We start from the raw sequence: 19,668 nt of genomic DNA, 5'->3' as shown, positions 1-19,668 counted from the left end.
GGAATCAGCGTAAGCCCTGGCCTGGTGTGACCCGGCCGGTGCCCCGGCTTTCCGCGTCGGCGTCGTCCCGGGGCGGATCCGGGGTTTCCGGCACGGTCGGCTGCTGCTCCGAACCGACCCGCCACGGCAGCCGGTTGCGGGTGATCACGATCAGCGTTCCGGCCGTGAAGATGGTGGCGATGGCGGCCTGCACGATGACGAACGGCTGGTACTCGCCGCCGTTCGGCATCAGGATGACGCTGACGATGGACGAGAAGACGATGGCGGGGACACGGAAGGCGGGTGCCGTGGCCCAGGCCGCGAGCGGCAGGACCGCCCACAGCAGATACCAGGGCTGCACCACGGGGAAGAGCAGGACGACCGCGCCGAGGGACAGCCCCAGCGCGCCGACCGCGTGGATCCGCCCGACGAGCGTCGCGACGAGCATCCGCAGTGTGATGAACGCCGCAGCGACGGCCGCGATCGGCCGGGTCAGGCTCAGCACCGCCGTCGTGTGGTCGCCGAGGCCCAGCAGGACCCCGGCCAGTCCGGTGCCCAGCCCGAGGAGCGTGGGGATGGACATCCAACTGCGGACCGCGTTCGCGGTGCCGAGGGTGTGTACCCAGCCGACGCCGAGTCCGCTGGACGTGCTGATGACGAGGGTGACCACCAGGGCCACCCCGCAGAGGAGGGCGGCCGCGGTGAGCACCGCTTTCGGTGTTCCGCCCCATCTCCGGGCCAGCGCCATCCCCACGAATCCCAATGCGAGGAGGGAGGGGATCTTGATCGTCGACGACAGGGCGATGAGTGCCGCCCCCGACAGCAGTAGGAGGAGGGACTGCCCGCGGATCGGCTCCGATCGTTCGACGGCCCGCAGCGCCAGCTCGATTCCGGCCAGCATGAGGCCGAGCATCAAGGCCTCGTTGTGAATTCCGGCGACCAGGTGGAACAGCAGCAGGGGGTTGGCGGCGCCCAGCCAGAGGGCGCTGACCTCGGCGACACCGCAGCGCCGCGCCAGCCGGGGGAGTGCCCACACGATCATGGCCACACCGGCGAGGGCCAGCAGCCGGTGCAGGAAAATCCCCGCGACGATGTTCTCGCCGGTCAGCCAGCTGATCCCGCGCCCCATCCAGAGGAACAGCGGCCCGTACGGCGCCGGGGTGTCGCGCCAGATCGTCGGCACGGTCCGGGTCAGGACGTGATCGACCCCGAGCGCACCGGCGGGACCGATCGCGTAGGGATCGAGCCCGCGGGCCGCGATCTCGCTCTGCGCGAGGTACGAGTACACGTCCTTGCTGAACATCGGCGGCGCGACGGACAGCGGGATGATCCACAGCAGAAGGGTGCGGTCGAGCTGGGACCGGTTGAGGCGACGCACGGCCCCGGACTGCAGGCTGCCGATCGCGAAGCGCCCGAGGAGGAGCCACGCGAGCACGATCATTACGGTGCCGGTCATGGTGAGCGTCAACGCGACGCTGGGGATCCGGGCGGGAAGCCCGATGACGCGAAGCCCCTGGACCGGGTTCTGCAGGACCGGCTGGGCGCCTGCGCCCAGCGCGCCCACCGCCATCAGGACGGCTCCGGTGGCGCCGAACCGGCGGATCCCGCGGAGCTGCGCGGTTTCCTGCTTGTTCAGCCCCGCGGTTTCCGGCTCGTCGCCGTGCAACGCGGCCGCCACCGAGGCGCGCGGGGAGCGGCCGTCGATGCCCAGCGCCCGGCGGGCGAGCTCGGCCGGATGTCGAAGAGCGGCGCGAGCCGTGAAGGTCGGCTCCGCGCGGGTCGGCTCCGGGTTCTCGGGGGTCTGCGGCACACAGGCAGCGTAGCGGTGCGCCGAACACAAGCGGTTCGGCCAGTATTCCCGGGCCCGGGCGGCACATAATCACAGGTGTAAGGCAGGGCACCCTTAGTGGACCTGCGATCCGAATTCCGTCACACTGGTGTTGTGAAAACGGAAACGACACCACGTGCAACGACGGAAAGCGCAGTTCACGCGCCTTCCTCGGCGGCGCCTGTCGGAACCGCGTCACCCGTCGCCGTCGGCCACGAAGGCCATACCCGCGCTGCCGTCGTGAAGCTCCTCCTCGAGGAGGGACCGATCACCGCATCGGAAATCGGAACCCGCCTCGGCCTCAGTGCCGCCGGTGTCCGCCGGCACCTCGACGCACTCCTGGACTCCGGTGAGGCGCGCGAGGCGTCCTCGGTCGCCGTGCGTCACCGCGGACGAGGGCGACCCGCCAAATACTTCCAGATCACCGCCAAGGGCCGCGGCAGGCTCGGACACGCGTACGACGACCTCGCCGGCGCGGCCATGCGTCAACTGCGGGAGGTCGGGGGAGACGCCGCGATCACCGATTTCGCTCGTCGCCGAGTCCAGGCGATAGTCGGAAACGTGACCCCGGCCGCCGATCAGAGCGCCGAAGGCCTCGAAACCACCGCCGACGCCATCGCCGACGCGTTCACGACCGCGGGATTCGCGGCGTCGACACGCCCGGTGGGCAACGGCGTGCAGATCTGCCAGCACCACTGCCCGGTCTCGCACGTGGCCGAGGAGTTCCCGGAACTGTGCGAAGCCGAGCAGGAAGCGTTCGCCCAATTGCTCGGCACCCACGTCCAGCGGCTCGCGACCATCGCGAACGGCGACTGCGCATGCACCACCCACGTTCCACTCGTCCCGCCGTCCGGTCCCAAATAACAACGCTTTCCCGATAGATCCCCTAGTCAGCAACCGTTTTCCACCGGCGACCAGCCCTCGCCGGTCTCGTAACAAGACTCCGGAAGGAGCTCGCATGACCGTCACATCAGACCAGGTGACATCCACTGCGTCGGCCAACGCCGAGCCGCTCACGCAGGAAGAGACCATCGCGTCACTCGGGCATTACGGGTACGGCTGGTCCGATTCCGACGAGGCCGGTGCCAGTGCGCAGCGCGGTCTGTCCGAAGACGTCGTGCGCGACATCTCGGCGAAGAAGAGTGAGCCGGACTGGATGCTCGACATCCGCCTGCGCGCGCTGAAGACCTTCGACAAGAAGCCGATGCCGAACTGGGGTTCGAACCTCGAGGGCATCGACTTCGACAACATCAAGTACTTCGTGCGCTCGAGCGAGAAGCAGGCCGAGAGCTGGGAAGACCTGCCCGAGGACATCAAGAACACGTACGACAAGCTGGGCATCCCCGAGGCAGAGAAGCAGCGCCTCGTCGCCGGTGTCGCGGCTCAGTACGAGTCCGAGGTGGTGTACCACTCGATCCGTGAGGACCTCGAGGCGCAGGGCGTGATCTTCCTCGACACCGATACGGGCCTGAAGCAGCACCCCGAGCTGTTCCGGGAGTACTTCGGCACGGTCATTCCCGCCGGCGACAACAAGTTCTCCGCGCTGAACACCGCGGTGTGGTCGGGTGGCTCCTTCATCTATGTCCCGCCGGGTGTGCACGTCGACATCCCGCTGCAGGCCTACTTCCGCATCAATACGGAGAACATGGGCCAGTTCGAGCGGACCCTGATCATCGTCGACGAGGGCGCCTCGGTGCACTACGTCGAGGGCTGCACGGCGCCGATCTACAAGTCGGACTCCCTGCACTCCGCGGTCGTCGAGATCATCGTGAAGAAGGGCGGCCACTGCCGCTACACGACCATCCAGAACTGGTCGAACAACGTCTACAACCTGGTCACCAAGCGCACCAAGGTCGAGGCAGGCGGATCCATGGAGTGGATCGACGGCAACATCGGGTCGAAGGTCACCATGAAGTACCCGGCCGTCTGGATGATGGGCGAGCACGCCCGCGGCGAGGTTCTCTCCGTGGCATTCGCCGGTGAGGGACAGCACCAGGACACCGGTGCCAAGATGCTGCACCTCGCGCCGTACACGTCGTCGACGATCATCAGCAAGTCGGTGGCACGTGGCGGCGGACGCGCGTCGTACCGCGGACTCGTCCAGGTCAACAAGGGTGCTCACGGTTCCAAGTCGACGGTCAAGTGTGACGCGCTGCTGGTCGATCAGATCAGCCGCTCGGACACCTACCCGTACGTCGACATCCGCGAGGACGACGTGACCATGGGCCACGAGGCCACCGTCTCGAAGGTGAGCGACGACCAGCTGTTCTACCTGATGAGCCGCGGGCTCACCGAAGACGAGGCCATGGCCACGGTCGTGCGCGGCTTCGTCGAGCCGATCGCCAAGGAACTCCCGATGGAGTACGCCCTGGAACTGAACCGCCTGATCGAACTGCAGATGGAAGGGGCGGTGGGTTAGTGACCACGCCAGAAACTGGTGTCCAGAATCTCGGAGTCGCGGGAGCCGTCGCAGGCGAGAATCCGCGGATAGCGCGGACCGCCACCGGCTCGCCGATCAAGAACAAGGGTGAGGTCTTCACCTCGTTCGACGTCAACGCCTTCGAGGTCCCGGGTGGTCGCGACGAGGTCTGGCGGTTCACACCGCTGCGCCGACTCCGCGGACTGCACGACGGAACGGCCGTCGCGAACGGCACGGTCACCGTCGACGTAGCCGGTCCGGACTCGGTCCAGGTCGAGACCGTCGGACGAGACGACGACCGGCTGGGCAAGGCCGGCGTGCCCGCCGACCGGGTTGCCGCGCAGGCCTACTCGGGTTTCGAGACGGCCACCGTCGTGACCGTCGGCCGTGAGGTCGAGGTCGCCGAGACCATCAACATCACGGTCACCGGCCCGGGCGAGGACAAGGTTGCCTTCGGGCACCTGCAGATCCGGCTCGACGCCTTCGCGAAGGCGACCGTCGTCATCGACCAGCGCGGCAGCGGCACGTTCGCCGAGAACGTCGAATTCGTTCTCGGCGACAGCGCCCGCCTCACCGTGGTCGCCGTCCAGGACTGGGCGGACGACGCCGTGCACGTCGCGTCGCATCACGCGCGGCTGGGCCGTGACGCGGTGCTCCGCCACAACGCGATCAGCCTCGGCGGCGACCTCGTCCGCCTGTCCGCGACCGTCAAGTACGACGGCCCGGGCGGCGACGCCGAACTGCTCGGCCTGTACTTCGCCGACGCCGGACAGCACTTCGAGCAGCGACTGCTCGTGGATCACTCGCAGCCGCACTGCAAGTCCAACGTGGTCTACAAGGGCGCCCTGCAGGGTGATCCGAATTCGGGCAAGCCCGACGCCCACACCGTGTGGATCGGCGACGTGCTGATCCGCGCCGCGGCCGAAGGTACCGACACGTTCGAGCTGAACCGCAATCTCGTCCTGACGGACGGTGCACGCGCCGACTCGGTACCGAACCTGGAGATCGAGACCGGTGAGATCGTGGGTGCCGGCCACGCCAGCGCCACGGGACGATTCGACGACGAGCAGTTGTTCTACCTGCGCGCCCGCGGAATCCCCGAGGACGCGGCACGGCGACTCGTCGTGCGCGGGTTCTTCCACGAGATCATCAACAAGATCGCCGTCGCCGAGATTCGCGAGCGCCTCGAGGCAGCTGTCGAGGCCGAACTCGCCGCAGTCGGCGTGTGACCCGAGCCGCCGGACCACTACTTCCCATTTCTTCGAAGGATCACAATGTCTACCCCTGACGCTTCCACCCCCGAAATCTCGGTCCTGGAAATCAAGGACCTGCACGTCGACGTCGCGAACACCGACGAGAACGCTGACCCGATCAACATCCTCAAGGGTGTGAACCTGACGGTTCGTTCCGGCGAGACCCACGCGATCATGGGACCCAACGGGTCCGGCAAGTCGACGCTGTCGTACGCCATTGCGGGTCACCCCAAGTACCAGATCACCTCGGGCACCATCACCCTCAACGGTGAGAACGTCCTCGAGATGAGCGTCGACGAGCGTGCCCGCGCCGGACTGTTCCTCGCGATGCAGTACCCCGTCGAGGTTCCCGGCGTCTCCATGTCCAACTTCCTGCGCACCGCGGCCACCGCAGTCCGCGGCGAGGCCCCGAAGCTCCGTCACTGGGTGAAGGAAGTCAAGGAAGCGCTGACCGAGCTGGACATCGACCCCTCGTTCGGCGAGCGCAGCGTCAACGAAGGCTTCTCCGGTGGTGAGAAGAAGCGCCACGAGATCCTGCAGCTCGGTCTCCTGAAGCCGAAGATCGCGATCCTCGACGAGACCGACTCCGGTCTCGACGTCGACGCCCTGCGCGTCGTCTCCGAGGGCGTGAACCGCTACAAGGAGCGCCAGCACGGCGGAATCCTGTTGATCACGCACTACACGCGCATCCTCCGATACATCAAGCCGGAGTACGTCCACGTGTTCGTCGGCGGTCGTGTCGTCGAGTCGGGCGGACCGGAACTGGCCGACGAGCTCGAGGCGAAGGGCTACGAGCGCTTCACCCAGGCTGCAGCAACGCAAGGAGCATAAACGCAGATGACCACCTCGGTGCGCGTATTCGACGTCACCCGGATCCGGGAGGACTTCCCGATCCTGGCGCGTACGGTCCGCGACGGAAAACCGCTGGTGTACCTCGATTCGGGCGCGACGTCGCAGCGCCCGAACCAGGTGCTCGACGCCGAGAGGGAGTTCCTCACCACCTGTAACGCGGCCGTGCACCGAGGCGCTCACCAACTCGCCGAAGAGGCCACCGACGCGTACGAGAACGCGCGTGCGGCGATCGCCGCGTTCGTCGGTGCCGACAGCGACGAACTCGTGTTCACCAAGAACGCGACGGAATCGCTGAATCTCGTCACCCACGTCCTCGGCGACGACCGCTTCGAGCGGCACCTCGGCCCCGGCGACGAGATCGTCATCACCGAACTCGAGCATCACGCCAATCTCGTGCCGTGGCAGGAACTCGCGCGCAGTACCGGTGCGACGCTGCGCTGGTACGGCGTCACCGACGACGGCCGGATCGATCTCGATTCGCTCGAGCTGACCGACGCCGTCAAGGTCGTGGCGTTCACCCATCAGTCCAACGTCACCGGGGCGGTGGCACCCGTCGAGGAATTGGTGCGTCGCGCCCGCGCGGTCGGTGCGCTGGTGGTACTCGACGCGTGCCAGTCGGTCCCGCACATGGCGGTGGACTTCCACGCGCTCGGCGTGGACTACGCGGCCTTCTCGGGGCACAAGATGCTCGGCCCGTCCGGCGTCGGTGTCTTGTACGGGCGCCGCGAACTGCTGAACGCGATGCCGCCGTTCATCACCGGTGGTTCGATGATCGAGACCGTCACGATGGAACGCACCACCTACGCGCCGCCGCCACAGCGGTTCGAGGCGGGCGTTCCGATGACGTCGCAGGTGGTCGGGCTCGGCGCAGCAGTCCGGTATCTCGAGGAGATCGGGATGGACGCGGTCGCGGCGCACGAGCACACCCTGGTCGAGGCGGCACTGGCGGCGCTCGGTGCCATCGACGGCGTGCACATCATCGGACCCACGACGGCCGAGGACCGCGGCGGGGCCGTGTCGTTCGTGGTCGACGGGATCCACGCACACGATCTCGGTCAGATCCTCGACGACGAGGGGGTCGCCATCCGCGTCGGCCACCACTGCGCCTGGCCCCTGCACCGTCGTTTCGGTGTCGCGGCCACGGCGAGGGCGTCGTTCGCGCTGTACAACACGGTCGACGAGATCGACGCGCTCGCGGCGGCGGTGCGGCGCGCACAGGAGTTCTTCGGGGAGGTTCCTGCATGAGAATGGAACAGATGTACCAGGAAGTGATCCTGGACCACTACAAGCATCCCCACGGCCGCGGCCTGCGCGAACCGTTCGGCGCAGAAGTACACCACGTCAATCCCACGTGCGGTGACGAAGTGACGCTGCGTGTGCAGCTCGCCGACGACGGCACCGTCGTGGATGTGTCGTACGACGGCCAGGGCTGTTCCATCAGCCAGGCGTCGACATCGGTGCTCACCGATCAGGTGGTGGGGATGCCCGTCGAGCAGGCCCTGCAGACCGTTACCGCATTCAACGAGATGGTCAGCAGCCGCGGTACCGTCGAGGGGGACGAGGACGTCCTCGGGGACGGCATCGCCTTCGTCGGCGTCTCGAAGTACCCGGCTCGCGTGAAGTGTGCGCTACTGGGATGGATGGCATTCAAGGACGCGGTTGTTCAAATAGTGGACGACCGGGTCGTGGACGAACGGGATTCGGCCGTTCCGACAGCAGACGGCGAACCAGCTCGAATCGGAGGACAGGCATCATGAGCGAGACGCAGACGCCGGAGGCGGACGCCACGGCCGTACCGGAGCAGGCGACGGCCGACCAAGGCGGCGAGACCGCCACCGCCGCGTCGGGTGCGATTACCGACCCGAAACGCCTCGAGGAGCTCGAGGAGGCGATGCGTGACGTCGTCGACCCCGAACTCGGCATCAACGTCGTCGACCTCGGTCTCGTGTACGGGATCACCGAGGAAGAGGACGTCGTGACCCTCGACATGACGCTCACGTCGGCGGCCTGCCCGCTGACCGATGTCATCGAGGACCAGTCGCGGGGCGCGCTCGTGCGCAGCGGTCTGTGCAACGAACTGAAGATCAACTGGGTGTGGCTCCCGCCGTGGGGCCCCGACAAGATCACCGAGGACGGCCGCGAGCAGTTGCGCGCGCTCGGCTTCACGGTCTGACCACCCACCACGGGTAACGCGGAGGGGCTCGGCGAGATGCATCTCGCCGAGCCCCTCCGCGTCGGTTCAGGCGCGCTTGCGTTCCGAACTGGATGATTTCGCTGTGGCCTTCTTCGCCGCCGTCTTGGCCGGAGCTTTCTTCGCCGGCTTCTTCTTGGCCGGTGCGGCCTTCTTCCCGGCGGCGTCGACGCTGCGCTGCAGGGCCGCCACCAGATCCACCACTTCGGCGTCCTCGCCGCTCTTCTCGACCTCGGCGACGGGGATGACCTTCTTGCCGCCCGACTCGATCATCTCGTCGAGCAGTTCTCGCAACTGCACCTGGTAGTCGTCGGTGAATTCGGTGGGGTCGAAGTCGTCGGCCATGCTGTCGACGAGTGTCTCGGCCATCGCGAGTTCCTTCGCCTTCGGCTTGTCGACGCCGTCGAGCGAGGAGAACTCGGCGACGCGTACCTCGTCCGGCCACAGCAGCGTCTGGATCACCAGCACCCCGTCGCGTGACCGCATCGCGGCCAGTCGGGTGCGCTGCCGGAGGGTGAAGTGGACGAGGGCTGTGCGGTCGCTGTTCTCGAGGGCAGTCGCGAGAAGGACATACGCCTTCGGAGAGCTGGAATCCGGTTCGAGGAAGTAACTCTTCTCGAACAGAATGGGATCGATCTGTTCGGTCGGCACGAACTGCAGAACGGGAATCTCGTGTTTCTCGGCGGCAGGCAGTTTCCCGAAATCATCGTCCGTCAACACCACGCGCACGCCGTCGTCGGAGTCGTAGGCCTTGTCGATATCGGCGTATTGGACGACGTTGCCGCATTCGGAGCAGACGCGGTTGTATTTGATCCGGCCGCCGTCCTTGGCATGGACCTGGTGGAACCTGATGTCGTGATCCTCGGTTGCCGAATAGACCTTGACCGGCACATTCACGAGTCCGAACGCTATCGAGCCCTTCCATATCGACCGCATGCGTTCCATGATGGTCTCCTTTTCGCGTTCGCGCGACAGTTCATCGAACTTCCCGGCGAAGCGTCGAACGGAGAATCACACTGCGGATATCGCCGGAGGATGCCCGAAACATCCGCCCCATTGCCGACAGGGTTCCGCGCGGATTCGACCGTTCGGACAGATATGCCGCCTGGAGTTGTGGCGGCAGATCGAAGAAATGCTCGAAGAATTCGGGGACGTGTTCCGCATCCAGATTCAGGAGGACGCGGAGACCAACCGACCGCAGGGACGCGACGGTGCGGGCCTTCCACGACCACAGTCGCGCGTTCGAACCGTCACGAAGATCGCGGGCAAGAACATCTGCGCACAGGAGCGACGCTGCGACGCTGTAGCCCGTTCCGGGGTGCATCAACCCGGCGCGGGCCCCGAAGCGCACCTGATCCGAGCTGTGGGCACGACCCGCCTCGGGGGGTGGCTCGACGGCGAATCTGACTCTCTCGACGTCCGAATGGGACGGCGCGGTGACGCCCCGCTGTCGGAGTCGGTCGTGGAGTCGGGTGGCGAGTTCCGAGATCGGGAGTGGCGGGCGACCGACCAGGCAGGTCTCTTCGAGCAGGAACCGGTCGTGCGCGAGCGGAACCCCGTAGAGGAAGGACGGCGCGTCCGAGGGTGATGTGCCGTTGTCGCGGCGCCAGTCCATGAACACCGCGGCCTCGCCGGCGAGCGCATGTGCGGCCGTGTCGGGGTCCACCACGACGCCGTATGCCGTCTGCTGGGCGAGGTCGGGGCTGTCGCCGGTGCCGCGGGCGTCGACGACGACATGCGCCTCCAGCGTGGACCCGTCGTCCAGCTGGACGGAGGTGGGGGAGAGGTCCACGGCTCTGCCTGGGAGAACAGTTCCACATTCCCTACTGAGTATTGATTGCAGTAAGGGTGTATTCAAAACACAATAGGTGCGATCGATGATGTGGCGACGTGTCGTCCAGGCTGCCGGGCGAGAAGTTCTCGTTTCGACCGCGTCCCTCGGAAGCCAGCTGGGGAGCTCGTCTTCCCACGCCGCGTACGTCGCGGTCCACGATCTGCGGGGGAGCGGGTCGACCGAGACGACCGTCGCACCGAGAGCCGTGGCCCGGTGGGCCAGGGCGCGGCCGGCAGGCCCGAGGCCCACGATCGCAACGTCCCAGATCGCTGGACGGGGAGAAGCTGTCACGCAGCAAGCCTGACACGAGGGCCGAGATCCCTGTCGAAACGAGTCCCCGTTCCAAAGTCGGACCCGGACGGAACAGCAATATTTACCGAATTCATCGTCGTACGCTCCGAATGGCTCGGGGGAGTGGCGCTCCACCCGGCGCACGTCGCGCTCCCGTCGACTCGCCACGGCCGGCCCGGACCAGTGGGGGCGTTGAGGGGAGTGCTGACGCGTGGCCCGGCTAACCGGGCGTGGGAGGAGCGCGGTGCGTTGAACGAGATGCAATTGCGCGGGGTGGGGAACCCGGATGCGCCTGCGAGGTCCCGAAACATGCCGGTCGCGCTTCCCGGTCCACCAGGTTGGGAGACGGTGCACTGAGTCGGGCCCGGACGGAACATCCTAGTTGCCCGAATGACCGTGGTGGCATTGACTCATCCCACCAACCGTCGTCACCGCAGCGCACACCTCGCGACTGCATCACACCCGATCGCCAGGCCTACGACGAAGAGGCCAGAGGCTTTCTACGAGCGGATACGGCCGCGAACGTTAGCGGGATCACTGGCGGGCGTGTTCCGAGTCGCCGGCGGTCGGGTAAAATTGCTGGTTCGTGTGTTCTTTGCGCAGTTTTTCTCATTCAACGCGAGCGTCATTTTCCTAGGAGTCTTGTTGATCACCGCTACCGACCTGGAAGTTCGAGCTGGAGTGCGGACGTTGCTGTCCGCGCCCGGGCCGGCTTTGCGGGTGCAGCCCGGCGACCGCATCGGGCTGGTCGGCCGCAACGGTGCCGGCAAGACGACCACCCTCCGCATTCTCGCGGGGGAGGGGGAGCCGTATGCGGGTGCCGTGGTGCGCACCGGCGACCTCGGATACCTCCCGCAGGACCCGAAAGAAGGCGACCTCGACGTCCTCGCGAAGGACCGCGTGTTGTCCGCGCGCGGCCTCGACGCGCTGCTGCGGGACATGGAGAAGCAGCAGATCCTGATGTCGGAGGTCGTCGACGACGCCGAGCGCGACAAGGCGGTGCGCAAGTACGGCAATCTCGAGGACCGCTTCTCGGCCCTCGGGGGGTACGAGGCAGAGAGCGAAGCCGCACGCATCTGCAACAGCCTCGGCCTGGCCGACCGCATCCTCGGTCAGCAGCTGCACACCCTGTCGGGTGGTCAGCGCCGCCGTGTCGAACTGGCGCGCATCCTGTTCGCGGCATCGGACGGTAGCGGCGGACGGTCGGACACGACCCTTCTGCTCGACGAGCCGACCAACCACCTCGACGCCGACTCGATCACCTGGCTGCGGGGATTCCTGCAGAACCACGAGGGTGGTCTGATCGTGATCAGCCACGACGTCGATCTGCTCAACGACGTCGTGAACCGGGTGTGGTTCCTCGACGCCGTGCGCGGCGAGGCCGACGTGTACAACATGAGCTGGAAGAAGTACCTCGACGCCCGCGCGACCGACGAACAGCGTCGTCGCCGTGAGCGCGCCAATGCGGAAAAGAAGGCCGGTGCGCTGCGCGCGCAGGCCGCGAAGCTCGGCGCGAAGGCCACCAAGGCGGTGGCGGCGCAGAACATGGCGAAGCGCGCCGACAAGCTGATGTCCGACCTCGACGCGGAACGCGTGTCCGACAAGGTGGCCCGGATCCGGTTCCCCGAGCCGGCCGCGTGCGGCAAGACTCCGCTGATGGCGGAGAACCTGACCAAGGTTTACGGTTCGCTCGAGATCTTCACCGGAGTGGACCTCGCGATCGACCGTGGGTCACGCGTCGTCGTGCTCGGTCTCAACGGTGCCGGTAAGACGACGCTGCTGCGCATTCTCGGCGGCGTCGAGACGCCGGACGCGGGCGGACTCGTTCCCGGACACGGGCTGAAGATCGGTTACTTTGCGCAGGAGCACGACACACTCGACGACAACGCGTCGGTGTGGGAGAACATTCGCCACGCGGCCCCCGACACGGGGGAGCAGGAGCTGCGTTCGCTGCTCGGTGCGTTCATGTTCACCGGGCCGCAGCTCGAGCAGCCCGCGGGCACCCTGTCCGGTGGTGAGAAGACGCGTCTCGCGCTCGCGGGTCTCGTGTCGTCCGCGGCGAACGTCCTGCTGCTCGACGAGCCGACGAACAACCTCGACCCGGTCTCCCGCGAGCAGGTGCTGGACGCGCTCCGCAGCTACACCGGTGCCGTCGTGCTGGTGACACACGACCCGGGTGCCGCCGAGGCACTCGACCCGGAACGGGTCATTCTCCTGCCCGACGGCACGGAGGACCACTGGTCGCAGGACTACCTGGAACTGATCCAGCTCGCCTGAGCACTGCGCGTAGATATCGCCGTCGCAGGGCTCTACCGTGGAAACCACCGTCGCTCGCCGACTGGAGGAGTTCATGGCTGACATCGGGGTCTTCGCCAAGAGCGCTCGGATCACGGGACCGTCGCGCGCCGATCTGCAGGCGGAGCTGAAGGAGCGCTACCAGGCCGGAGCGAGTATTCGTTCCCTCGCCCGTGAAATGGGGAGATCGTACGGATTCGTCCGCAACATTCTTGCGGAGTCCGAGGTGGAGCTCCGCGGACGAGGCGGAGCTCACCGTCGCAAGACCTGACCGGTGTCGGTGGGGGAGTGCGGTGTCGGTGTCAGTCGCGGCGTCGGACGGATTCCTCGACGAGGTCGAGCACGGCCGACAGGTTGTCGCCGGCGTGCCCGGAGGCGATGCGTGCGACGAGGCCGTCGAGAACCAGGTCCAGGTAGCCGATCAGGACGTCGGTCGGTACGTCGTCGCGGAGGCGGCCCGCGGACTTCTGCCGCGCGAGGCGCGCCATGGTCGCCTCGGTGAGTTCCGCCGACCGCTGTGACCAGCTTCTGCGGAAGTCGGGATCGTTCCGCAGCCGCCGGGCGATCTCGAGCCGGGTTCCCAGCCAGTCGAACTGTTCGGGCTGGGCGAGCATGTCCCGCATCACCTGGACGAGGCCCTCGTGGGCGACGACGTCCGCCATCCTGGTCGCGTCCTCGTGGGCGAGCGCCAGGAACAAGCCGTCCTTGTCCTTGAAGTGATGGAAGATCGCCCCGCGTGACAGTCCGGTCACTTCTTCGAGCCGGCGGACGGTGGCGCCGTCGTAGCCGTATTCGGCAAAGCAGCGGCGGGCGCCGTCGAGGATCTGACTGCGCCGTGCCGCGAGATGGTCTTCACTGACCTTGGGCAAAGGCTTCCTCCTTCGTCGTTCGCCTGTGCGCGTTTTCGGCCCTTCGCGAGAAAGGTCACCTCATGCACTAAGCGCGCACGACCATGTGTCCGGGACGGTGAGATCCGCTCGAAGATGGTCGTGCGCGCTTAGTGCCTGTCCTGGCCGAAAACGCGCACAGGCGCGGTAGCGCCTAGAGCGCCTAGCCCTTGATCATGTTGCGGAGCACGTACTGCAGGATGCCGCCGTTGCGGTAGTAGTCGGCCTCGCCGGGCGTGTCGATGCGCACGACCGCGTCGAAGACGACCTTCTCACCGTTCTCGCGGGTTGCCGTGACCTTGACGGTCTTCGGCGTGACACCCTCGTTGAGCTTTTCGACGCCTTCGATGTCGAAGACCTCGGTGCCGTCCAGCTTCAGCGACGCAGCTGACTCGCCGGCCGGGAACTGCAGCGGCACGACGCCCATGCCGATGAGGTTGGAGCGGTGGATGCGCTCGAACGACTCGGTGATGACGGCCTTGACGCCGAGGAGGCTGGTGCCCTTGGCGGCCCAGTCACGGGACGATCCGGAGCCGTACTCCTTGCCGCCCAGCACGACCAGCGGGATGCCGGCCTTCTGGTAGTTCTGCGACGCGTCGTAGATGAACGCCTGCGGGCCGCCGTCCTGGGTGAAGTCGCGGGTGTAGCCACCGGAGACGTCGTCGAGGAGCTGGTTGCGCAGACGGATGTTCGCGAACGTGCCGCGGATCATCACCTCGTGGTTGCCGCGACGCGAGCCGTATGAGTTGTAGTCCTTGCGGTCGATGCCGTTCGCGTCCAGGTACTGCGACGCGGGCGTTCCGGCCTTGATGTTGCCTGCCGGGGAGATGTGGTCCGTGGTGACCGAGTCGCCGAGCAGCGCGAGCACGCGGGCGCCCTTGATGTCGCTGACCGGGGTCGGCTCCTTCGGCATGCCGTCGAAGTAGGGTGGCTTCCGCACGTAGGTGGAGTTGGCGTCCCACTCGAAGGTCTTTCCCTCCGGGGTGGGCAGTCCACGCCAGCGCTCGTCGCCCTTGAAGACGTCCGCGTAACCCTTGACGTACATCTCCTGGCTGATCGAGGAGTTGATGGTCTCCTGGATCTCCTGGGGAGAGGGCCAGATGTCCTTCAGGAACACGTCGTTGCCGTCGGCGTCCTGGCCGAGGGCGTCGTGCTCGAAGTCGAAGTCCATGGTGCCGGCGAGGGCGTACGCGATGACCAGCGGCGGGGAAGCCAGGTAGTTCATCTTCACGTCGGGGGAGATGCGTCCCTCGAAGTTGCGGTTACCCGACAGCACCGCGGTGGCGGTGAGGTCGTTGTCCTGGATCGCCTGCGAGATCTGCTCGTCCAGCGGGCCGGAGTTGCCGATGCAGGTGGCGCAGCCGTAGCCGACGAGGTAGAAGCCGAGCTTCTCCAGGTACGGCCAGAGGCCGGACTTGTTGTAGTAGTCGGTGACGACCTGCGAACCGGGTGCCATGGAGGTCTTGACCCACGGCTTGGCGGACAGGCCCTTCTCGACGGCGTTGCGGGCGAGCAGGGCGGCGCCGAGCATGACCGACGGGTTGGACGTGTTGGTGCAGGAGGTGATCGACGCGATCACGACCGCACCGTGGTCGAGGATGAACTCGCCCTTGTCCTCGGACAGGACCTTGACCGGCTTGGTCGGGCGTCCCTCGGCTCCGTTGGCGGCCGACTGCACATCGACGGCGCCGTCGTCGGCGAACGACAGGGCGGCGGGATCGCTCGCGGGGAACGACTCCTCGACGGCCTCGTCGAGCTGCGAGTGACCCGTGGGGTGGTGCTCCTCCACGTAGTTGTGGATGTCCTTGCGGAACGCGTTCTTCGAGTCCGACAACAGGATTCGGTCCTGCGGGCGCTTCGGGCCTGCGATGGACGGAACCACGTCACCGAGGTCCAGTTCGAGGTACTCGGAGTACTCGGGCTCGTGGTCGGCGTCGTGCCAGAGACCCTGTTCCTTCGCGTACGCCTCGACGAGGGCGAGCTGCTCCTCGGTGCGGCCGGTCAGGCGGAGGTAGCTGACGGTCTCGGCGTCGATCGGGAAGATCGCGGCGGTGGAACCGAACTCGGGGCTCATGTTGCCGAGCGTCGCGCGGTTGGCCAGCGGAACCTCGGCGACACCCTTGCCGTAGAACTCGACGAACTTGCCGACGACGCCGTGCTTGCGGAGCATGTCGGTGACGGTGAGGACCACGTCGGTGGCGGTGACGCCGGGCTTGATCTCACCGGTCAGCTTGAAGCCGACGACGCGCGGGATCAGCATGGAGACGGGCTGGCCGAGCATGGCGGCCTCGGCCTCGATGCCGCCGACGCCCCAGCCCAGCACGCCCAGGCCGTTGACCATAGTGGTGTGCGAGTCGGTGCCGACGCAGGTGTCGGGGTACGCCTGGCCGTTGCGGACCATGATCGTCCGGGCCAGGTGCTCGATGTTGACCTGGTGGACGATGCCGGTGCCCGGGGGGACGACCTTGAAGTCGTCGAACGCGCCCTGGCCCCAGCGGAGGAACTGGTATCGCTCACCGTTGCGGGAGTATTCGATCTCGACGTTGCGCTCGAAGGCGTCTGCGCGGCCGGCGACGTCGATGATGACCGAGTGGTCGATGACCATTTCGGCGGGTGCGAGGGGGTTCACCTTGTTCGGGTCGCCGCCGAGTGCGGTGACCGCTTCACGCATGGTGGCGAGGTCCACGATGCAGGGGACGCCGGTGAAGTCCTGCATGATCACGCGGGCAGGCGTGAACTGGATCTCGACGTTCGGGTCGGCCGAGGGATCCCAGCTCGCGATGGCGCGAATGTGGTCGGCGGTGATGTTCGCGCCGTCCTCGGTGCGAAGCAGGTTCTCGGCGAGAACCTTCAGTGCATAGGGCAATTTTTCGGTGCCGGGCACGGCCGAGAGGCGGAAGATCTCGTAGGAGTTCTCACCGACCTCGAGGGTGCCTTTGGCGCCGAACGAATCAATACTCGTGCTCACGTCAGCTCCACTCGTCTATGAGGGTCGCCGCCAACGGGGCTGTGTCGACGGCTGCAGGCACTGCGGGCACGGCTGATCCGTGTGCGCTGTCGTGCTAGCGATGACGGAATCGGCCCATACCGCGGTACCTCCGATAGTCTAACAGTACGCTTGTCCTGTGAGAATTCGGGGCGGTATCGAGCGTGGACCCCCCGGCGATTCTGCTCGACTCCGATGCGGGACGCGCGCGGACGGAACGGAACTTCGGGGACTCCTCACGTAGTGTTCACGCGAGGCTTACGTTCCTACAGCAAACCCGGATGAGAGATGCCTGCCCCTATCGCCACCGCACTTCCTGCCAGTGTCATGCTCCCCGTCCAGTCGGCCCTCCCGTTGTCGACGGACCTTCCGGAAGACATCGACGTCTCCGACGTGGTCGCGGACGTGTCCGACGACGGCGTGTCGGCGCCGTCCGACGAGGCGAGTGACCTCGCCGCCGTGGTCGATCGCGCGGCCGACCACGGGATCAAGCTGAGCATCGTGGTGCTGGACGAGGATCCCGGCCGCGATTCGCAGCTGCGCGACCTCGCGACCGAGGTCGGGGCGGAAGAGGGCGGCACCGTTCTGGTGCTGAGTCCCAGCTGGGTCGGCACGTACAGCGATTCGATCAGCCGGGTCCTGCTCGAATCGGGTCAGGACCGCACCTACACCGGCGATGCGGTGGTCTCCGCCAATCACTTCGTCGACGAGGTGATCGAGCCGGGACCCCCGTGGGCCTTGTTCACGGCCGTCATCGTCGCGATCGTCGTGATCGCGTCGGGCGCCACGTTCTTCGCGAAATCGCGCCGCAGGTCCGGATCGCGTGACGACACCGCGGAAAAGGGCGACAACGCCGCGGGGGCCGGCACGTCGTACGAGCGACAGAAGCCCTGACGCCTCCCGAATTTCCGGGATAACTCGGCGGCAATTTTCACGATTCGCCCGACTGTGGCCGCTGCCTGCGTCGATGCGCGTAAATAGCGCCGACGATTCACAGTTCGACATTTCCGCTGGTCAAATTACTCATGTGTTATTTGTGACTAAAGTTTCCATAGAGTCCGGAAGTGTCGTACGGTGCATTTGGCGCTCTTGGGGAAGAAGTGTCGCAGGCTGGTGATTGACGTCCAGAGTGACGGCGATCCGGTGTATGCCGGTGTCGTCGAAGCACGGGTAGGTGTGGCTTCCGCAAATTTCTCCCCACGACGAGCACGGCGCGGTGTGCGTGATCGGTGCAGAACCGAGGGAGAGAGTTGTGAAGCGACAAGCACGAGCTGGAGTGGGGCACCGTAGCTTCTCCCGCGGGCACACTCGCACGGCGCGCCTCCTGATCGGATTGGGCATCGTCGGAGCCCTGGTCGGCAGCACGCCCGGCCTGGCCGCCGCGGTACCACCCCCGCCGCCGAATCCGTCCGACAACGACATCGCGCAGGCCCAGACCCAGGTGTCGGCGGGCCTCGGACAGGTCAGTGAACTGATCAACCAGGTGGCCTCCGCGGATCAGCAGCTCGCTCAGCTCGACAACGAGGTCGCCATCAAGCGCGAGGACGTGAACCGGGCGCTGGTCGATCTGCAGAACGCCCGCAGCGCAGCCGATCTGGCGGCCAATGTGGTCGGGGCCTCCCAGCAGGCGCTGCGCGACGCCGGGGCGCAGATCGAACTCGCGCAGAAGGACTTCGACAAGTACGCCCGGTCGAGCTACACGCAGGGCACCAACGTCTCCTCGATCTCGACCTACCTGGGCGCCCAGGGGCCCGGCGACGTCCTGGATCGCGCGCAGGTTCTGAAACTCCTGGCCACCAGCCAGAATGCGGTGCTCGAGGGTCTGCAGCGGGCACGGACCGCGCAGGCCAACAAGGACTCCGCGGCACGCGAGGCCAAGCAGCAGGCGGACGTGGCCGCCGACCAGGCCGCGGCGAAGAAGTCGCTCGCGGAGCAGGCGATCGCGATCGCCCGGTCGGCGCTGCAGGATCAGGCTGCCAAGAAGGCACAGATCGAGAGCAACCGCGCCGCCGCCCAGGCCCAGCTCGAGGCCGCCCGCGGGAACGTCGCGGGGCTGCAGGGGCAGCGTGAGGCATACGCGACGTGGGAGGAGCAGAAACGCGCCGAGGACGCGCAGAAGGCGGCCATCGCCGCCGCGGCCCGGGAAGCCGCGACACAGGCCGCCGCGCGCGTCGCCGCCAACGAGGCGGCTCGACAGCGCGCCGCGGAACTCGCCGCCGGGCAGCGCGCGCACACCACGATCGAGGAGGACTCGGAGGACGAGGACTCCGACTACTCCGCCGACGGCGGGACGACCACACCGAAGTCCACCCCCAAGTCGAAACCGTCGACCAGCGGTGAGGACCTGACCGGCAGCGAGGCCATCGAGACCGTCATCGACCGGGGCCTGTCCCAGATCGGTGTGGAGTACGCGTGGGGCGGCGGCGACGAGAACGGACCCACCCTCGGCATCCGCGACGGCGGTGTCGCCGACAGTTACGGCGACTTCAACAAGGTCGGTTTCGACTGTTCCGGTCTGATGATCTACGCGTTCGCCGGGATCGGCATCTCCCTGCCTCACTACACCGGGTATCAATACACCGCGGGCGAGCAGGTTCCCTCGGAGGAGATGCAGCGCGGCGACATGATCTTCTGGGGCCCGAACGCCAGCCAGCACGTCGCCCTGTATCTCGGAAACGACGAAATGCTGGAGGCCCCGCAGTCCGGATCGACCGTCCAGATCTCCCCGGTGCGATGGGACGGCATGACCCCTTACGCTGTCCGTATGGTGTCGTGATCCATGATGTCGATGAAGTAGTCCGCAGTGCGGATCGTGCTTGGTTGCGGCGGGGGTTGCTTGCACCTGGAATAGTT

The 19,668-nt window shown here is 66.7% G+C and carries 16 protein-coding genes; 11 read left to right on the top strand and 5 right to left on the bottom strand.

Annotated elements, in window-relative coordinates; all coding sequences use genetic code 11:
- Positions 1–4 precede the first annotated feature (4 nt).
- Positions 5–1,789, bottom strand: a complete 1,785-nt coding sequence (gene mptB / locus JVH1_RS00510; protein WP_009480459.1) for a polyprenol phosphomannose-dependent alpha 1,6 mannosyltransferase MptB — start codon at positions 1,787–1,789, stop codon at positions 5–7.
- A gap of 96 nt (positions 1,790–1,885) precedes the next feature.
- Here mptB and JVH1_RS00505 point away from each other — a divergent pair, with 96 nt between their 5' ends.
- The 7 genes from JVH1_RS00505 to JVH1_RS00475 all read left to right on the top strand — a co-directional run bounded on the left by JVH1_RS00505 (position 1,886) and on the right by JVH1_RS00475 (position 8,504).
- Entirely contained in the window at positions 1,886–2,671 is a 786-nt protein-coding gene (locus JVH1_RS00505) for a metalloregulator ArsR/SmtB family transcription factor (RefSeq protein WP_009480460.1), read from the top strand.
- Between the two features lie 94 nt (positions 2,672–2,765).
- A complete protein-coding gene (sufB, locus tag JVH1_RS00500) occupies positions 2,766–4,226 on the top strand; it encodes a Fe-S cluster assembly protein SufB (protein WP_009480461.1) in 1,461 nt (486 codons plus the stop codon).
- Positions 4,226–5,455 carry a Fe-S cluster assembly protein SufD gene (gene sufD / locus JVH1_RS00495; RefSeq protein ID WP_009480462.1) on the top strand — a complete coding sequence of 410 codons (1,230 nt, stop codon included), beginning with the start codon at positions 4,226–4,228 and terminating at the stop codon, positions 5,453–5,455. Before sufB ends, sufD begins: the two co-directional genes overlap by 1 nt.
- A 45-nt stretch (positions 5,456–5,500) precedes the next feature.
- Positions 5,501–6,310 carry a Fe-S cluster assembly ATPase SufC gene (gene sufC, locus JVH1_RS00490; protein WP_009480463.1) on the top strand — a complete coding sequence of 270 codons (810 nt, stop codon included), beginning with the start codon at positions 5,501–5,503 and terminating at the stop codon, positions 6,308–6,310.
- Between the two features lie 6 nt (positions 6,311–6,316).
- Entirely contained in the window at positions 6,317–7,576 is a 1,260-nt protein-coding gene (locus JVH1_RS00485; RefSeq protein ID WP_009480464.1) for a cysteine desulfurase, read from the top strand.
- On the top strand, positions 7,573–8,088 hold the full coding sequence (gene sufU, locus JVH1_RS00480; RefSeq protein ID WP_009480465.1) for a Fe-S cluster assembly sulfur transfer protein SufU: 516 nt from the start codon (positions 7,573–7,575) through the stop codon (positions 8,086–8,088). Before JVH1_RS00485 ends, sufU begins: the two co-directional genes overlap by 4 nt.
- The gene (locus JVH1_RS00475) at positions 8,085–8,504 is read left to right on the top strand and encodes a metal-sulfur cluster assembly factor (protein WP_009480466.1); all 420 of its coding nucleotides are present in this window, start codon (positions 8,085–8,087) and stop codon (positions 8,502–8,504) included. The genes sufU and JVH1_RS00475 overlap by 4 nt, the downstream gene beginning before the upstream one ends.
- A 66-nt stretch (positions 8,505–8,570) precedes the next feature.
- On the opposite strand, the gene JVH1_RS00470 is transcribed toward JVH1_RS00475, so the two are convergent.
- Both JVH1_RS00470 and JVH1_RS00465 read right to left on the bottom strand, forming a co-directional pair.
- Positions 8,571–9,467: a Ku protein gene (locus JVH1_RS00470; RefSeq protein ID WP_009480467.1), complete on the bottom strand. Its 897-nt coding sequence runs from the start codon at positions 9,465–9,467 to the stop codon at positions 8,571–8,573.
- Between the two features lie 31 nt (positions 9,468–9,498).
- Complete coding sequence (locus JVH1_RS00465; protein ID WP_043782750.1) at positions 9,499–10,647, bottom strand: lycopene cyclase family protein; 1,149 nt, start codon at positions 10,645–10,647, stop codon at positions 9,499–9,501.
- A 645-nt stretch (positions 10,648–11,292) separates the two neighbouring features.
- Between JVH1_RS00465 and JVH1_RS00460 the strand changes: the two genes are divergently transcribed.
- Both JVH1_RS00460 and JVH1_RS00455 read left to right on the top strand, forming a co-directional pair.
- A complete protein-coding gene (locus JVH1_RS00460; protein WP_009480469.1) occupies positions 11,293–12,924 on the top strand; it encodes an ABC-F family ATP-binding cassette domain-containing protein in 1,632 nt (543 codons plus the stop codon).
- Between the two features lie 73 nt (positions 12,925–12,997).
- Complete coding sequence (locus JVH1_RS00455; RefSeq protein ID WP_005255033.1) at positions 12,998–13,213, top strand: helix-turn-helix domain-containing protein; 216 nt, start codon at positions 12,998–13,000, stop codon at positions 13,211–13,213.
- 31 nt (positions 13,214–13,244) lie between these two features.
- Here the strand turns inward: JVH1_RS00455 and JVH1_RS00450 are convergent, their stop codons facing one another.
- Both JVH1_RS00450 and acnA read right to left on the bottom strand, forming a co-directional pair.
- Positions 13,245–13,811 (bottom strand): TetR/AcrR family transcriptional regulator, encoded by a 567-nt coding sequence (locus tag JVH1_RS00450; protein ID WP_009480470.1) that lies wholly within the window; start codon positions 13,809–13,811, stop codon positions 13,245–13,247.
- Between the two features lie 181 nt (positions 13,812–13,992).
- Positions 13,993–16,797: an aconitate hydratase AcnA gene (acnA, locus tag JVH1_RS00445; RefSeq protein WP_009480471.1), complete on the bottom strand. Its 2,805-nt coding sequence runs from the start codon at positions 16,795–16,797 to the stop codon at positions 13,993–13,995.
- A 306-nt stretch (positions 16,798–17,103) separates the two neighbouring features.
- Here acnA and JVH1_RS00440 point away from each other — a divergent pair, with 306 nt between their 5' ends.
- Together JVH1_RS00440 and JVH1_RS00435 are read left to right on the top strand one after the other, a co-directional pair.
- Positions 17,104–17,709: a DUF6676 family protein gene (locus JVH1_RS00440; RefSeq protein ID WP_009480472.1), complete on the top strand. Its 606-nt coding sequence runs from the start codon at positions 17,104–17,106 to the stop codon at positions 17,707–17,709.
- A gap of 358 nt (positions 17,710–18,067) precedes the next feature.
- On the top strand, positions 18,068–19,591 hold the full coding sequence (locus tag JVH1_RS00435) for an NlpC/P60 family protein (protein WP_009480474.1): 1,524 nt from the start codon (positions 18,068–18,070) through the stop codon (positions 19,589–19,591).
- The last annotated feature ends 77 nt before the right edge of the window (positions 19,592–19,668 follow it).

The sequence above is a fragment of the Rhodococcus sp. JVH1 genome (genome assembly GCF_000280725.2).
GTDB lineage: Bacteria > Actinomycetota > Actinomycetes > Mycobacteriales > Mycobacteriaceae > Rhodococcus_F > Rhodococcus_F jostii_A.
The sequence above is the reverse complement of the archived record's forward strand: the minus strand, read 5'-3'. Positions and strand labels throughout refer to the sequence as shown.

Bases quoted from the DNA above. Each gene is read 5' to 3' on its own strand.
- sufB (WP_009480461.1), top strand. From the start codon at position 2,766: ATGACCGTCACATCAGACCAGGTGACATCCACTGCGTCGGCCAACGCC.
- sufC (WP_009480463.1), top strand. From the start codon at position 5,501: ATGTCTACCCCTGACGCTTCCACCCCCGAAATCTCGGTCCTGGAAATC.
- JVH1_RS00485 (WP_009480464.1), top strand. From the start codon at position 6,317: ATGACCACCTCGGTGCGCGTATTCGACGTCACCCGGATCCGGGAGGAC.
- sufU (WP_009480465.1), top strand. From the start codon at position 7,573: ATGAGAATGGAACAGATGTACCAGGAAGTGATCCTGGACCACTACAAG.
- JVH1_RS00475 (WP_009480466.1), top strand. From the start codon at position 8,085: ATGAGCGAGACGCAGACGCCGGAGGCGGACGCCACGGCCGTACCGGAG.
- JVH1_RS00470 (WP_009480467.1), bottom strand. From the start codon at position 9,467: ATGGAACGCATGCGGTCGATATGGAAGGGCTCGATAGCGTTCGGACTC.
- JVH1_RS00455 (WP_005255033.1), top strand. From the start codon at position 12,998: ATGGCTGACATCGGGGTCTTCGCCAAGAGCGCTCGGATCACGGGACCG.
- JVH1_RS00440 (WP_009480472.1), top strand. From the start codon at position 17,104: ATGCCTGCCCCTATCGCCACCGCACTTCCTGCCAGTGTCATGCTCCCC.